At 43.5% G+C, this 15,435-nt stretch carries 24 protein-coding genes; all 24 read left to right on the plus strand.

What is annotated here, in order from left to right; translation table 11 throughout:
* Nucleotides 1-29: 29 nt before the first annotated feature.
* The gene (locus tag GYX91_RS11210; RefSeq protein WP_110413925.1) at nt 30-134 is read left to right on the plus strand and encodes a Cro/CI family transcriptional regulator; all 105 of its coding nucleotides are present in this window, start codon (nt 30-32) and stop codon (nt 132-134) included.
* A 201-nt stretch (nt 135-335) separates the two neighbouring features.
* On the plus strand, nt 336-458 hold the full coding sequence (locus GYX91_RS11140; RefSeq protein WP_084551498.1) for a helix-turn-helix domain-containing protein: 123 nt from the start codon (nt 336-338) through the stop codon (nt 456-458).
* A 42-nt stretch (nt 459-500) separates the two neighbouring features.
* Nucleotides 501-854, plus strand: a complete 354-nt coding sequence (locus GYX91_RS02165; RefSeq protein ID WP_174829827.1) for a hypothetical protein — start codon at nt 501-503, stop codon at nt 852-854.
* 14 nt (nt 855-868) lie between these two features.
* Nucleotides 869-1,129: a hypothetical protein gene (locus GYX91_RS02170; RefSeq protein WP_174829828.1), complete on the plus strand. Its 261-nt coding sequence runs from the start codon at nt 869-871 to the stop codon at nt 1,127-1,129.
* Nucleotides 1,122-1,472, plus strand: a complete 351-nt coding sequence (locus GYX91_RS02175; protein ID WP_174829829.1) for a hypothetical protein — start codon at nt 1,122-1,124, stop codon at nt 1,470-1,472. The genes GYX91_RS02170 and GYX91_RS02175 overlap by 8 nt, the downstream gene beginning before the upstream one ends.
* A complete protein-coding gene (locus tag GYX91_RS02180) occupies nt 1,402-1,749 on the plus strand; it encodes a DUF1064 domain-containing protein (RefSeq protein WP_174829830.1) in 348 nt (115 codons plus the stop codon). The genes GYX91_RS02175 and GYX91_RS02180 overlap by 71 nt, the downstream gene beginning before the upstream one ends.
* A gap of 2 nt (nt 1,750-1,751) precedes the next feature.
* The gene (locus GYX91_RS02185) at nt 1,752-2,351 is read left to right on the plus strand and encodes a DUF1367 family protein (protein WP_174829831.1); all 600 of its coding nucleotides are present in this window, start codon (nt 1,752-1,754) and stop codon (nt 2,349-2,351) included.
* A gap of 2 nt (nt 2,352-2,353) precedes the next feature.
* Complete coding sequence (locus GYX91_RS02190) at nt 2,354-2,647, plus strand: DUF1364 domain-containing protein (RefSeq protein WP_084551444.1); 294 nt, start codon at nt 2,354-2,356, stop codon at nt 2,645-2,647.
* Between the two features lie 10 nt (nt 2,648-2,657).
* On the plus strand, nt 2,658-3,182 hold the full coding sequence (locus tag GYX91_RS02195) for a hypothetical protein (RefSeq protein ID WP_174829832.1): 525 nt from the start codon (nt 2,658-2,660) through the stop codon (nt 3,180-3,182).
* Between the two features lie 161 nt (nt 3,183-3,343).
* A complete protein-coding gene (locus tag GYX91_RS02200; protein WP_174829833.1) occupies nt 3,344-4,147 on the plus strand; it encodes a hypothetical protein in 804 nt (267 codons plus the stop codon).
* Nucleotides 4,148-4,920: 773 nt separating this feature from the next.
* Nucleotides 4,921-5,469 (plus strand): terminase small subunit, encoded by a 549-nt coding sequence (locus GYX91_RS02205; RefSeq protein WP_202983726.1) that lies wholly within the window; start codon nt 4,921-4,923, stop codon nt 5,467-5,469.
* Entirely contained in the window at nt 5,462-5,980 is a 519-nt protein-coding gene (locus GYX91_RS11010; protein WP_238791303.1) for a PBSX family phage terminase large subunit, read from the plus strand. The genes GYX91_RS02205 and GYX91_RS11010 overlap by 8 nt, the downstream gene beginning before the upstream one ends.
* 36 nt (nt 5,981-6,016) lie before the next feature.
* Nucleotides 6,017-6,805, plus strand: a complete 789-nt coding sequence (locus GYX91_RS11015; protein ID WP_238791304.1) for a terminase large subunit — start codon at nt 6,017-6,019, stop codon at nt 6,803-6,805.
* Nucleotides 6,802-8,355 (plus strand): DUF1073 domain-containing protein, encoded by a 1,554-nt coding sequence (locus GYX91_RS02215; protein ID WP_174829834.1) that lies wholly within the window; start codon nt 6,802-6,804, stop codon nt 8,353-8,355. The genes GYX91_RS11015 and GYX91_RS02215 overlap by 4 nt, the downstream gene beginning before the upstream one ends.
* Nucleotides 8,306-9,109: a phage minor head protein gene (locus GYX91_RS02220; protein ID WP_174829835.1), complete on the plus strand. Its 804-nt coding sequence runs from the start codon at nt 8,306-8,308 to the stop codon at nt 9,107-9,109. The genes GYX91_RS02215 and GYX91_RS02220 overlap by 50 nt, the downstream gene beginning before the upstream one ends.
* Entirely contained in the window at nt 9,106-10,224 is a 1,119-nt protein-coding gene (locus GYX91_RS02225) for a DUF2213 domain-containing protein (RefSeq protein WP_174829836.1), read from the plus strand. The genes GYX91_RS02220 and GYX91_RS02225 overlap by 4 nt, the downstream gene beginning before the upstream one ends.
* Before the next feature lie 10 nt (nt 10,225-10,234).
* Nucleotides 10,235-10,711, plus strand: coding sequence for a hypothetical protein (locus GYX91_RS02230; RefSeq protein WP_174829837.1), 477 nt, complete (start codon nt 10,235-10,237; stop codon nt 10,709-10,711).
* Between the two features lie 11 nt (nt 10,712-10,722).
* The gene (locus tag GYX91_RS02235; RefSeq protein WP_174829838.1) at nt 10,723-11,724 is read left to right on the plus strand and encodes a DUF2184 domain-containing protein; all 1,002 of its coding nucleotides are present in this window, start codon (nt 10,723-10,725) and stop codon (nt 11,722-11,724) included.
* Nucleotides 11,725-11,777: 53 nt separating this feature from the next.
* A complete protein-coding gene (locus GYX91_RS02240) occupies nt 11,778-12,089 on the plus strand; it encodes a hypothetical protein (protein WP_174829839.1) in 312 nt (103 codons plus the stop codon).
* Nucleotides 12,090-12,098: 9 nt separating this feature from the next.
* Entirely contained in the window at nt 12,099-12,506 is a 408-nt protein-coding gene (locus GYX91_RS02245) for a DUF4054 domain-containing protein (RefSeq protein ID WP_174829840.1), read from the plus strand.
* A gap of 1 nt (nt 12,507) precedes the next feature.
* Nucleotides 12,508-13,089 (plus strand): hypothetical protein, encoded by a 582-nt coding sequence (locus tag GYX91_RS02250; RefSeq protein WP_174829841.1) that lies wholly within the window; start codon nt 12,508-12,510, stop codon nt 13,087-13,089.
* Nucleotides 13,076-13,456, plus strand: a complete 381-nt coding sequence (locus GYX91_RS02255; protein ID WP_232335767.1) for a hypothetical protein — start codon at nt 13,076-13,078, stop codon at nt 13,454-13,456. Before GYX91_RS02250 ends, GYX91_RS02255 begins: the two co-directional genes overlap by 14 nt.
* Complete coding sequence (locus GYX91_RS02260; protein ID WP_174829842.1) at nt 13,426-13,932, plus strand: hypothetical protein; 507 nt, start codon at nt 13,426-13,428, stop codon at nt 13,930-13,932. Before GYX91_RS02255 ends, GYX91_RS02260 begins: the two co-directional genes overlap by 31 nt.
* Nucleotides 13,933-13,940: 8 nt before the next feature.
* A complete protein-coding gene (locus GYX91_RS02265; protein WP_174829843.1) occupies nt 13,941-15,407 on the plus strand; it encodes a DUF3383 domain-containing protein in 1,467 nt (488 codons plus the stop codon).
* Nucleotides 15,408-15,435 lie beyond the last annotated feature (28 nt).

A 15,435-nucleotide genomic window follows, 5' to 3' on the forward strand; every position in this document is an offset into this window, starting at 1 on the left:
AGTATTCTAAACTATAAAAAGCTAACAAAATGTATGAAAAGGATAATAGATTCATAGAGATATTAGGTAGCGATACGGCTGTAGCAAAATTATGCGGTATAACACGCGGTGCTGTTTCGCAATGGGAAAAATGAGGTATTCCAAAAGCTCAACTAAATTATTTAAAGACACTGCGAAAAGAAGAATATTTAAATACTTTTATAAGTAAAAATTAAAAGTTTTATTAATAACTTTTTAATTAATAGTGTTTATTTTTTTCGGTACTAAAAGAATGTGGTTAGTTATGACTGCAATTAAAACCAAGCACGAGTTTAGGTAATTTAAGAGGGTTAGTAATAAATTCCCAATCAGAACAAATTCTGAAATACCTGCAGGCAGGTAACGCTTTAACGCCCTTAGAAGCCTTGCGCAAATTTAATTGCCTGAGACTGGGTGTGCGTATCTACGATTTACGATAGAAAGGATATGTCATTAATTCATTCCTTACAATTCACACAGCTATGCATGCAGCAGAAAGTGCATCAGCATTATTCAACGCAGGAGACAAATACCGTGCAGGGCTTGCGTTTAAAACTGCATATGAGCGCATCGTTAGCGAGAAGAAGGCAAAAGGTATACAGCCAGATTGGTACGTTAGCGCAGGGCTTGATAAAGAACAGTTAGCGCAACTAATCACAGAAGCGGCAGCAACAGGGAAAATTACAAACGATTATGCCTTAGCTTTATTGCCAGCAGGCGAAGAGCGCATGAATATTGAAGCCGGAAATCTTCTAACCGATAAACAAAAAGAAGAGGGCAAAGCCCGGTTAGGAAAACTGCTTAATTTAATAACGCAAAAATGCGCGCTGAATTAACAGGGGATCACATCGTGTCTGAAAATACCTGTATAGCATGTCGTCACTGGATACTGAGAGAAAAAAATAATAAAGGCGAATATGTCCCCCACGAAATGGCGGCACTCGGATTTGGCATTTGTGCTCATGATGAAAAATGGCACTATTTCCCCGGTCACAGAGAATGTGCAAACAACAAATTTGAGCCTATAGCCGAAGATCTGAGAATAAAGCGCGAAGAGTGGGAAGCCCGAAATAATAAGCGGAGTAAGTATGTCAGGAGGCAGCATGGATAAGCAGCCGGATGATTATGTTGAATCCCCTTATGAACAATATCACGCATGCAGAGCCTTATGGGGAATGGTCATTATTCAGGCATTGCAGGACGCTACTGAAGCTATAGGCGATTCCAGAGATCTGGATAAGGCGGTTGAACAGGAAATGGGTTATTTCAGGAGTAGAGGTTTTCAAGAAGTCTGCGCTCTAGCAGAAATCTATATAAGCCCGAATGACATTGAAGCAAAGCTGCGTGGCTTAAGAAACTGGAAAAACAAATACTGGAGAAAAGATGTCAAAAAATTTTTACGCACTGGGAAGATTAAAAACCGGACAAAAAAACAAAACAGAACAGGCATATGAGCTGGAAGTATTAAAACCGGCCATGCAGGACGGATCAGTAAGCTGGTACCGGTTTGAAGGCGTAAAACTCAGGCTGGGAGATAACACCTTTTACACACCGGATTATTGCGTGATGCGCAGTGACGGCACTATGGAAATGCATGAAGTAAAAGGCTTCTGGCAGGATGATGCAAGGGTAAAAATCAAAGTAGCCGCTGATATGTACCCGCTTAAATTTATTGCGGTAAAACGCCAAGCCAAGAAGAACGGCGGTGGCTGGAGCATTGAGGAATTTTAATCATGGAATTAGTAGCAGTTAAGGCAGTTGATAACAGCTTGCGACCAGTTACAGCAATTGATGCTGATAGTCTCAAACAAGTTAAGGTTGGCCAAGCGGTAAAGATACAAGTAACAAGACAAAAAGGCCGCTGTCTGCCTCATCACCGTTTATTCTTTGGTGGCTTACTGCCTTTTGCTTTTGAGTACTGGCAACCGGCAGGCGGAGTTATCAGCCCTAAAGAACGGGATGTTGTGCTGTGGATAGCTAAGAGGTTGGACAAGTTCGCCGGCAATAAAGGCATTATTGTTACTGCCGCAGATGAAGCACTTAACTTACTGGCTAAAAAGCGTGCCGAAAAACTGCCCGTTATAGAAAAAGATATTGATTCATTTCGTCGCTGGCTAACTATCGAAGCCGGATATTTTAATATTTGCGTAACACCGGCAGGCGTAGTGAAAGAACCTAAATCAATCAGTTTTGCCAGTATGGAGCAGAACGAGTTTAACGCCTTCTATAAAGCCTGCTTCACCGTTTGCTGGAACATGATTTTATGCAACCGCTTCTCCAGTAAAGATGAAGCACAGCAGGCTATTGATCAGCTTTTATCTTTAGGGAATTAATTATGAGCAAAATCACCCGATCAGCACGAGGGCAGCAATGCCAGGTACGCATGCCTGGTATTTGTAACGGTAATCCTGAAACAGTGGTTTTCGCTCATTACAGACTGGCAGGTAGTTGCGGTACCGGAATTAAACCCAGTGACCTTTTAGGCGCGTATGCGTGCAGTGCCTGCCATGATGAGGCGGATAGAAGAACAACAATACTGGATGTAGAAACCGCGCACCTGTACCACGCAGAGGGCGTACTGAGGACGCAACTGCTACTAAACAGCCAGCATTTGATACAAATAGCTTAGGAGCTGAATAATGTATGAATCAATAGATCACATGCTGTGTGAAGTGTTTTTCATAAAAAATACGCTAATCATGGGTAAAAGTAATTCAGCACGCATTGAGGAATGGATTAAAACCAGAGGCGTAGTTGACAGAAGTAAATCAGGGCTAAGCCAGCATGATATGCATGCAAACAGCTCTATGCTGTTAACTCGTGTAGAACGTATTTTAAATGATATTGAATGGACGCTGATTAATGCAGAATACGGCTATAACCTGTCTGGCATAATTGATTTAACAAACTACGTATTAGCCAGAGATTCATATATTCAGCCGTTAGAGTGTGATGCCTTGCTGGAATACCTATTTACCAGAAATAAAACCTATATACAGCTACAGGATAAATTCGACTGGGGAGCGCAGAGGCTGAACAGGAAGTTATCCCATGTTAAAACCATCATTAACAAGCTGCATTGTGACTGTATAGATAAGCTAGAGGTAGGAATGAGTGATATTTTGATTAAATTAAGTAAAAATTTGGAATATTCAAGCTTTTAGCATTGAAAGAGCGGGAGTGAAAATTTATAATTATGCTATGTTTCGGATAAGACGTTAGATAAAGATATATAAATCTTATTCACGCGATTCAATATACATATTAACCAGCCAAAAAAAGAGTCAATCCTACGCATGCGTGGGATTTGTTATCGGAGAAAAATATGATAAAAAAACATGAAATGATAGCTGCATTTTATACTGGGCTGGAAGAGTTTTTGTTTAATCATAATGAGACCAAAGCCCTGCTTGAAGTTCTGAATGATTACGTAGACACATTAAATTGTTATATCAGTAATTATGTTTATAAGCCTACAAATGACGAGGATAGCCCAGTTTCAGTTATATACACATGTCCTGATAATAATGACATTATTCTAATTCAAGCTCATAAGGGTAGCGAATTTGTAACGCTGGCAACAATCAACCGTGATGATACTGGTGCTTTTAAAGAGTTTAGACACATAGGTTCCTCTGAAAGTATTACTTTAAAAGGTGCAAAACATATTGAAAAAGTATTATTCAGAATGCTAGAAACACCAGTACTGATATCAGCTTTATATAGGCTTATTTGTCAATCAGGCTGGCCGACATTTAATGACCTTAAAGATGATAAATATGAAGCTATGCTGATTAAAGGGTCTGAAGCTATAAAGTCTGCGAAAGCAACTGCAAAAATTGATTCTGAGATAACAGAAACATTAAATCGATTTTGTGAAAATTTGAACAATAAATACTCATTTAATAATCATAAGTTTAATATCGAATTTAGCGATGATGTGCCATTTGAGCTTTCAATAATACGTGAAAAATCAGATAAAGTGACACTAATCAAACTAAAAACTCAGTATGGCACTTACCCGGTTACTTTAAGGGATGACACTTTTGGTCATAAGACCGCTAATAATCAAGATGAGTTAATAAAAATGTTAGACGACAAAATTAGTTCTATACCCCTATTATCTTAGATACTTTCAAATACTTAATGTGTAAGGTAGGAATCATAAAAATACCGAATCATGGCGATATAAAGGATGACAAAGAAATAAGGAATTAATAACATGGCAAGACCAACAGACTACAGGCAAGAGTATGCCGAACAAGCACACAAACTGTGTCTGTTTGGTTTTACTGATAAGCTGTTAATCTGTTAAAAAATTATTGACATCATTTGGCACAGTCGTGCAAAATATATGTAAGAATTGAAATTATTATGTTTAAAGCCGCTGTAATCATTTGAGTACGGCGGTTTTTTCATGGTAGATAGATATGACTATAAAACTAACAGTGAAGTCTGGGATGTTAAGGTATTAAATGATTTTTGAATGCTAATGCAGAAACATAATAAATTTATTCACTTTTTTATCAAATAACTATTGCATATGACTGATAATAATTGTATATTAAACCAACAAACTAAAGTTGGGCTTTTAATTATCAGCATATTGTCAATGTTGAGTTCGAATGTTGCCACGCCGGTATCTACAGGCGTGCAAAATTGACAGAGAAAAAGGTAATTAAAATGACTTTACGGTATAGCGTAACCAATTTTTTAATATAACCAGCTAAAAAAGGCTGGTTTTTTATTGGGTTTAGTAGCAAATTACTTATATTACATGAGATATTTATAGCGGTTTGGCTAATAGCTAATCCGCTTTTTTTGTTGGTGTATGCATATTAACCGTCAAAAAAAGAGACAAGCCTAACGCGCGCGCGTGGGCTTTTTTTATTGGAGATTGCCATGGTGGATACCAACAACTCCGCCATGAGCGGATTAACAGAAAAACAGCAGCGTTTTGTTGAAGAATATCTAATAGATTTCAATGCCACACAGGCTGCAATCAGGGCAGGATACAGTGCCAGAACGGCAAGTGAAGTAGGGTATGAAAACCTCAGAAAACCTGACATTGTAAAGGCACTGAACGAAGCAAAGCAGAAACGCTGTATGCGTACACAGATTAATGCTGATTATGTTCTGCAACGTCTGGTTGAGATTGATCAGATGGATGTAGCGGACATTCTTAATGCTGATGGCTCGGTATTGCCGGTTAAGGAATGGCCGGAAGTATGGAGAAAGACATTAAGCGGTTTTGATGTGCTTACCATGATGGATAAAGAAGATGGCCAGAGTATTCTCAAAAAGATTAAATGGCCGGACAAGGTGAAGAATCTTGAATTACTGGGCAAGCATGTAACTGTACAGGCGTTTAATGAAAAGACTTCTGTATCAGGCGAGTTAAAAATAGAAACACGCCCGATTAGTGCGATATTTGAGCAGGCAGATGATTAGTAAACACTTTGCCAGATTTGCCAGAGCGGCGCGTTACAAGGTTGCGTATGGTGGTCGCGGATCGGGTAAGTCGTGGATGTTTGCTGAACTGGCAATTGAAATAGCCAGACGTACAAAAACGACTATCCCATGTGTACGTGAGTTGCAGCTATCAATTGCTGATTCAGTACACAAGCTACTCTCAAATACTATTTCCCGCCTTGGCTATGATGATGAATTTGAAGTACAGAAATCAACCATTATCCATAGAGGCACAGGTACAAACTTTATCTTTTTCGGGATTAAGAATGACCCGGGAAAAATTAAGTCACTTGAGGGCGCCGGTGTATGCTGGATAGAAGAGGCGGAGAGTATCACTCAGGAGATGTGGGATACGCTGATTCCTACAATCCGGACACCGGGCAGTGAGATATGGGTTTCTTACAATCCGAAAAATATGCTGGACGATACGCACCAGCGTTTTGTAATCCGCCCTCCGGATAATGCAATTGTTATTAAAGCCAACTATTAAGATAACCCGAACTTCCCAGAAGTGCTGCGAATAGAGATGGAAGCATGCAAGGAACGGGATTACGAGCTATACCGGCATATCTGGCTTGGTGAGCCGGTGGCAGACAGTGAGCTGGCTATTATTAAACCGGCATGGATTGAGGCGGCAACAAATGCGCATACCCGTCTGGATTTAACCGCAGCAGGCAAACGTATTTTAGGGTTTGATGTGGCAGACGAGGGCGAGGACGCTAACGCAACTGTCAGCCGGCATGGCTCGATTGTGTTCTGTATGGATGAATGGCGCGGGCAGGATGTCATCTATTCCGCTGATAAAGTCTATCAGGACGCAATAGAGGCCAATATTGATAAGGTTATATATGACAGTATTGGTGTGGGTGCCGGCGTCAAGGCTCAGTTTGGGCGTAAAAAAGGCCGCATTCAGACAGTGGGATTTAATGCCGGCGGCAAGGTTTATAAGCCTGAATCGCTGTATATGCCGGCTAAAAAGAACAAAGATATGTTTGCCAATATCAAAGCACAGGCATGGTGGCATGTGCGCGACCGGTTTTACAAGACGTGGCGTGCAGTTGAGAAAGGCGATAACTACCCTGCGGATGAGCTGATCAGTCTGGATGGAAGTATCAGGGATATTGAATATCTTAAGGCTGAATTAAGCCGGCCGCAGGTAGCGTATGACGATAACGGGCGGGTGCGGGTAGAAAGTAAAAAGGATATGAAAAAACGCGGCATTCCATCACCTAACCGTGCTGATGCCTTAATCATGGCTTTTGCTCCGGTATCCGTTGGTTTAAATATCAATCCTAACAGTCTGAATAATTTATGATGAAATTCTGGAAACGCAACAAACTGAAAGAGCGTGAGCTGGCTGCGCAGGAAGAGGCTAACCGGCTTAAAAAGCTTGAGCTGGAAGCCAAGCATAAGCAAAGTATGGCCAATGAGCGGGCAATTGCCTTTATGCAAGAAATGCAATCAGCGAATACTCCACCACAAGGCTACCAAATGCCTGATATTCCTGCTGGTGTGGTACCGAAGGGCAGAAAGCCGGCTATTGCTCAGGACAGTCTCACCTCTTCATATACTTTTGATATTAACGCGCCTCACTTTTACCCATGCTTTATCGGGTATCAGGCACTGGCCAGCATGTCCCAGTCTACGGATTACCGCTGCGTTTATGAAGCCACTGCGCAGGAAATGACCCGCACATGGGGCGAAGTCAAAGTCGCCAGTGACAGCAACGATAAAGACTACCGCGACAAAATCAAAAGCATTGAAGCGCGTATGGATGCGCTGAATATTCGTGAGCTGATGCGCCGCCATATTGAAAATGAAATGATTTTCGGGCGTTCGCAAATATTCATTAATATCAAAGGGCATGAAAACCAAAAAGACATACCGCTTCTGATTGATAAGGCAGTATTGGGTAAAGGCTGCCTTAAAGGGCTTAAACTGATTGAGCCGATCTGGACTACACCAAGTTTTTACAACGCCAGTGATGCAACTGCTGCGGATTTCTTTAAGCCGTCAAAATGGTTTGTTATGGGCGAAGAGGTACATGCAGACCGTTTGCTAACACTGGTTATGCGTCCGGTGACGGATATGCTCAAGCCTGCCTATAACTTCAGTGGTATATCCATGTTGCAGCTTATGCAGCCGTATGTGGAAAGGTGGCAGCGTACAGTTGACAGTGTGTCTGAGCTGATTCATTCGTTTTCTCTCACCGGCATTAAAACCGATATGAGCAATATCCTAGCCGGCGGTGATGATGGTGTTACTCAGTTATTGCTGCGCTCTAAACTGTTTTCGCAATTACGCGGCAATCAGAATCTGATGCTGCTGGATAACGATAATGAAGAGTTTTTCCAATTCAACACACCGCTATCCACGCTGGATAACCTACTGCAGAAATCACAAGAACAAATGGCCGCACCAAGCCGTACGCCACTGGTTAAATTGCTGGGGATTACACCAAGCGGATTAAACGCCAGTAGTGATGGTGAGATTCAGGTTTATCACGAGTACATCTCCGGTATGCAGGAGGCGCATTTGCTGCCACAGCTTACTGCCATTATCAAACTGATTCAGCTTGACCTGTTCGGGGAAATAGACCCGCAGATTGTCTTTGTATTTAAACCGCTGGAGCAGTTAAATAAAGAACAGGAAGCCAACACCGATAAAGTTAAGGCGGAAAGAGACAATGTACTGATTAGCGCCGGTGTGCTTTCTCAGGAAGAAGTACGCGCGCGTCTGGCTAAAGATGAAAGCGGCGATTACTCAGGTATTGATGTGGAAGACGTACCGGAACAGCCGCAGTGGGATTTTAATCATGGCAATAATCAGGAAGAAGCCGGCGACACTGCCGGCACTATGGCCTAATGCCGGTATAGAAAACAGCTACCGCAAAGCACTTATTAAACTGCTTAATCAGATTTCCGATGAAGTGAATCAGGTGCTGGTGACAGAATTTCGCAAACGTGCCGCTCAGGAAAAAGCTCAGATGGCTATGGACGGCATAGTCGACTGGGTTGCCCACATAGTTGATTTTCTGGCGTCTGAATGGTCAGACAGGCTGGACAAGCTGGCACCGGAAATTGCTGAGGCATTTGTCAGTAAAACCGTAACCAACTACGAAAGCCTGTTAAAAACACACATGCGCAAAGCCGGTTTTACTGTCCGGTTTCAGATAACACCATATCAGCGTGAAGCGTTACAGGCGACAATTGAAACTAATGTCGGGGAGATTAAATCCATTGCTTCACAGTATCTGGAGCGGGTACAGAAGCGGGTATGGCAGTGTGTTACCAGCGGTTATGACCTTTCAGGGCTGGCAACAGAACTGAAAAAAAATTATGACATCAGTAAACGCCGTGCTGAACTGATTGCAAGGGATCAGGGAGCAAAGGCACATGCAGTAATTGAATGCGCCAAACGGCAGGAGCTGGGTATTACCAAAGCAATATGGTTGCATTCACACCGCAGCAAAAAGCCACGGCAATCACATTTACAGGCAAACGGTAAAGTATTTGAGGTGAGCAAAGGAATGTATCTGGACGGCGAATGGGTACAGCCGGGCATGCTGATTAATTGCCGCTGCGGCAGTAAAAGCATTATAGACGGGATAGGACAATGACCGAAAAAACTCTGGCCATGGATAAATCCATGCGTTCTTATGATGGTAACGGACATTTACTGGTTGAACGAACAATTATCAGTAAGGCTGCCGTTAATCCGTATTTCGGGCGGGAAATACCGGATTATGAAAGGCTGCAACTGCAACCGGACAAAATCTATTACCTGCTACGTGACAAGGGAGAGCTTGAAAAAGCTCTCCTTTCTTTTAACGGGGTGCAATTGCTGCTCAGGCATACGCCGGTCAGCGCAGAAGAGCCGCATAACGATATTACGGTAGGGACAGTAATTAACCCACAGCTAGAGGGTAACGATGTTTATGCCAGCTTGCGTATTTTTGACAAAGAAGCCATTGCACTGATTGAAAACGAAAAGCTGAACGAACTGTCTGCCGGATATGCCTACACCGCAGATATGACTTCGGGCGAATTTGAGGGACAGAAATATGACGGAATTATGAGGAATATCCACGGCAATCATGTAGCTATGGTTGAACGCGGACGGATAGGAAGAGATGCAGTTATTGCAGATGGTTTACCAATCGGACTTATGGAGAATTCAATGAAGCTGAAACAAGGTGCAGTTAAGGCTGTAGCAGAAGTGCTAAAGCCTATTATGGGCATGGATGGCGATATTACGCCGGATGTTGTCGAGGGAGTGATTAAAACGGTTGCAGACAATATGCTGGTACCCGCTGCCAGTGACACAGAAGAGCCGGTAAAAGAAGCGGAAGACGAAGATGAAACAGAAAAAACCGCCGAAGATGAGGAATCTGATAGCAAGGAAGAAAAGGCAGAAGACGAAGAGCCGGACGATACAGAAAAATCCAAGCCGGCTATGGATGCCGATTCAATCCGTGCGGCAGCGGTAAAGGATGTTACTGCGCTGTTTGAAGCGCGCGAACAGGTTAAGCCGCTGGTTGGTGTAGTGGCTATGGACAGTGCCGAGGCGGTTTATGAATATGCCTTACAGCAAAAAGGCGTAAATACCAAAGGCGTGCACCCTAGTGCATATAAGGCAATGGTTGAAATGCTTATTACAACGGCACCTAAACCCGCCGTGGCGATGGATAGCATGTTGGCACCTGCGGATAAGCTTACAGAACGTTTTAAATAAAGGATTAAAAATGGGATTTCAAACACATTTAAATAATGATCTGCCGGTTGGTGTTGAGGGCGATTTTGCCTCTACCAATCCCTATTACTCTGTACTTGCAGGTGAAGGGCAAATCAAAGCTGGTGATACAGGTGTAATTGTTGGCAGCTTTGCATGGTTCGATCCTGAAACAGGATTGGCTACTAATACCAAAGTTGCCAATGGATTAATCGGGTTTGTGCGCCGAGACAATACCGCACTCCTTAATGAATATCTGGCTGAATCCAGTTTAACCATTCCAAAAGGTTTTATCGTAACGCTATATGATGGCGGCGATTTTTGGGCTCGTTTCGCTGGTGGCGCAAATATCGGACAGAAAGTTTTTGCCAGTACGGCTAATGGCAGTGTTGTTGCCGCCGATACAGCCCCTGCCGGTTATGAAGAAACAGGCTTTATTGTGGCCAGCAAAGCAGAAGCTGGTGCATTAGCCAAGATTTCAAAACATTAAAAGGATTTAAAATGGAATTAAATTTTAATACTTTAAATCAACGTGCAGGGATTGTATTTGCAACGGGTAAGGCTCCCGTAGAGCTAACCGATAAAAGTCGAATGGCGCTGGCTATGGATAGTGCCAGCAACCTGCAAACTTCGCCAAATGCCGGCATTCCCGCTTTGTTTACAACTTATGTTGATCCAAAGGTTATTGAGGTATTGGTAACGCCAATGAAAACGGCAAAAGCATTCGCTGAATGTAAAAAAGGTGACTTTACCTCAACAACAGTGACATTTCAGGTACTGGAAAGTACTGGTGAGACTTCGTCCTATGGTGATTTCAATAACAACGGGCTAAGTGATGCGAATGTTAACTATCCGTCTCGTCAGCCCTATCACTACCAGACATTTATTCGTATTGGTGAACGGGAATTAGCAATAGCTGGTGCCGCCGGACTGGATTGGGCAAGCCGTAAGCAGATTGCGGCTGCCCTGACTTTAAATAAATTCCAGAACAAGAGCTATCTACGCGGAATTGAAGGCTTGCAGAATTATGGTTTGATAAATGATCCTCGACTATTGCCGTCAATAGTTGATTCATCATGGGAGAACATGGACGGACAAGAGGTTTATGATTCAATCCAGCGGCTTTTCGCTCAGCTCATAAAACAAACGGACGGCTTGGTTGATCTTGAAACACCAATGACTATGCTGTTGTCTCCAAATGCATCTGTACAACTAACGAAAACCAATACCTACAATGTAAACGTGACCGATCAGGTTAATAAAAATTTCCCGAATCTGAAAATAGTCACAATACCGGAATATAAAACCGAAGCTGGCGAATTAGTTCAGTTAATTGTAGACGAGTACGAAGGTCAGCCAACAGTAGAACTGGGATTTACCGAAAAAATGCGTGTACACCCGCTGATTCAGATGTCATCAGGTTATGAGCAGAAGCGGTCACAGGGAACACTGGGGGCTATTATTTACCGGCCGCTGTTTATTGCAAGCATGCTGGCTTCTTAATTTTTATATAAAGACGACCACTCTCAGGGGTGGTTTTTATTTTAGGAGTTCATATGTCGAATGACACAGTTATTATCGGGTGCAAGATAGCCAATGGCTTGCTTTTACAGGTTGATGATAAAACCGTAAAGATTAACGGGTTTAATACATCTAATGTTATTGGCGGGCATGGTATTACCGAAAATGTGCCGGCGAATTTCTGGCAGGCATGGCTGGCCAAAAATAAGGATCGCGATATTACTAAGAACGGACTGATTTTTGCGCACAGCAACACCAAAGACACTACGGCAGAAGCTAAAGAGAAACGCAAAACTAAATCCAGCACAGAGCCTATTTCGCCACCCAAAAACAACGAGCTGGAATAAGGTGCAACTATGAGCGGTATTGTTCAGTTTAACCTCTTAAAGTTCCGGGAACTGTACCCGAAAATCATTGCAACAGATGATCAGCTTAGCATGTTTTTTATTGAAGCCTGCATGCATTGCAATAACACCGATAAAAGCATTATTAAAAATCTTGATGAGCGTGAATTGATGCTGTTTCTGCTGGTGGCGCATATTGCTACCTTACAGCAGCGTACAGACAGCGGTAACGAGGCAGTCGGTCGTGTTGCCAGTGCTGCTGAGGGCAGTGTGTCTGTATCACTGGATAATGGCCAGACTACCCAGTCGGAAAAGTGGTACCAGCAGACACCATACGGGGCGCGTTACTGGGCATTGATCAAACAATACCGCTCATTCTTTTATGTGCTCGGCAAGTTTCCCATGCCGGTAAGGCGTTAGTATGAAAAAAATCGGTGATTTATCGGATGCACTGAAAAAATATGCAGCCGGTAAAAACAAAAAGGTGCAGGCAGGTATTTTTGAAGAAGCCACCTATGCAAAAGCCGATGGCGAGCCTTTACATGTTGCGCAAGTTGCTTATTGGAATGAATACGGCGCACAGATTCAGGTTCCGGAACATCAGGTAACCGTTTACCGGCTGGTTAGTGAAAAAACCGGGGATTTCCGGCTTAACGGTCGTTTTGTTAAACAGTCTAAATCCAATTTTGCCACTACTCATACCGTACCGGCGCACACAATCAACATTCCGGCGCGCTCATTCTTTCGTAAAACAGTACGGACACATAAGGGCGAATGGATTAAGGCTTTACCGGGTCTGGTCAGCCAGCATGGCGCGGTTAAAGGACTGGAACTGGTCGGCGAGGCTATGAAAGGCGATCTGGTTGAATCAATCATGACATGGACAGACCCGCCTAACTCTAAAGCGACTATCGCCAGAAAAGGCAGAGACGCTCCATTGCGTGACACTATGCAGATGTCCAGATCGATCGGTGTAGAGGTATCAGATAATGATGAATCTTAGAGGAATGGCTAACAGCATTATTGCCGGGGTTAATCCTGATCAGGAGGCAGTATTAAAAATCAATTCCGGCTCAGCAGTAGATGAATCCGGTACCGTTGCGCCATGCTTTGAGGAAAAGCCTATAACTATTCAGTTGCAAAGCATTTCCTCTGCCGACCTTGAGCACCTTAACCTGATTAACCAGCAAGGGCAGTTTATCTATGCCTATCTAACCGGTCAGATAGCTGCAATCCGCCGCTCACAGGGCAAAGGTGCGGAACGGGTAATTTTTACCGCATACGGCGAAAACGAAACATCAGAATGGATGGTTAAACAGGTGCTGGAATCCTTTCCGGCATGGTGCAAGGTGCTGCTATGGCGACAGTAACGCATAAACAGATTTACACAGAAGTCCGCGCATATCTGCTCGGGCTTTTTTTATGCCCGCCTGAATCAGTCATACAGGGTTACCAGAATGATGCACCTTTACCTGATCAGGCGATTGTTATGTCAATTCTGTTTGAGCAGGCACTGGATGTCTCCGCGCATTATTACGAGCCGGCAGACAATCAGACCTTTGTACAGCAGTCTGTTGAGATAACCCTGCAAATTGATTTTTATGGTGCTGATTCAGGCGATAAAGCGCGTAAGTTGTGCAATCTCTGGAAAAGCCACTATTCCACAGCGCGGCTTATATCCTGCCAGCCGCTTTACTGCAAAGACCCTGTACAGATGACGTTTATCAATGAGCAGTCACGCTATGAGCAACGCTGGATGGTCGAGCTGCTTTTGCAATACAACCCTGAATTTTCGCATGAACAGACTTATCTGGACATGCCGGTTATAACTTTGAAAAACCCATAGGAAATATTATGTTACCTTCAATTCCTGCAAGTAATATTGTTACCGTCAATCCGGCGGTAATCGGTACAGGCGGTGATGCGCTGGACTTAAATACCGTTGTACTGTCAGACAGCAGCATTTACCCGATAAATCAGTATGCCAGTGCCGCCGATGTAGGCACTGTATACGGTTATAACAGTGAACAGTATAAGTTTGCTCAGTGTTATTTTGATGGTTATGCCGGTTCAACCATCAAGCCCGCAACCCTGTTTATCGCCCGATACAATCAGACAGATATTAGTGCACGGCTGATTGGTGCCAGTGTTAAATCATTGCAGTTAAATGAACTGCAAGCCATCAAAGGGGAAATAACCCTAACCATAGATGGTACGGTAACCACTGCAACAATCGATTTAAGTAAAGTCAAAAGCTTTAGTGATGCCGCGATAAAAATCAAAGAGGCTTTAACTAACGATGTTGTCTTTGATACGCAGTTACAGGCATTTATTATCAGCTCGCCGTCTGCCGGTACAGGTTCGGCTATTTCCTTTGCCAGCGGAACAGCAGCAGAAGCCCTCTGCCTGACTGAAAATACTGGGGCGATTGCCGATAATGCCACTAAGGCAGACAGTCCGGATTCTGTAATGGAGCGAGTATCAGGCTATACCCTGAATTATGCTGTTATTACTACCATTGGCGATGCATTTACTCAGGATATTTTGAAAGCACTGGCTAAGTGGAACAGCAAACAGAACAGTCGTTACTGGTTTGTTTATTATGCGCAGGAGCCAACTGCCCTGATTGCCAATAATACCAACTGCTTTGCCTCATGGCTTAAAGAAAATGCCATATCCGGAACAACAGCGATTTACGGCACACTCGAACAGGCAGGGCTGGCCTGCGGTTATGCCGCCTCCATCAACTTTAGTGAAAAAAACGGTCGCTCGACTATGGAATTCAAGCGGCAAAGTGGTATCGCTGCCTCTGTCACCGCCCTTAAAGATGCCACGGCACTGGAAAGCAACGGCTACGCCTATTATGGCGCGTGGGCAACAGCGAATGAGCGGTTTATCTTTTTCAGAAATACCAGAGTAAGCGGCGATTTTGCCTGGGTGGATACTTACCTGAATCAGGTGTATTTCAACGCTCAACTGCAACTGGCGTTTATGAATATGCTTATCAGCTATAAAGCTATCCCGTATAACGCTGAAGGTATAGCTATTCACCGCGCAGCTGCACAAGACCCGATTAATGAAATGCTGAATTTTGGTGGTATCCAGCGCGGGGTAAACCTTTCAGAAGCGCAGAAATCGCAGATTAATTATGAGGCCGGTTTTGATGCAGCTCGGCAGATTGAAACAGCCGGTTACTGCCTGCTGATAAATAAAGCTTCAGCACAGGTACGCGGTCAGCGCGAATCACTGCCGTTAAAGCTCTGGTATGCAGACGGCGGCAGTGTTCATACTGTGAATCTGGCTTCTATCGCGGTGCAATAACACTGAAATCAAATAAGGGAACAACTCT

This window comes from Snodgrassella sp. ESL0304, assembly GCF_013344995.1.
GTDB lineage: Bacteria > Pseudomonadota > Gammaproteobacteria > Burkholderiales > Neisseriaceae > Snodgrassella > Snodgrassella alvi.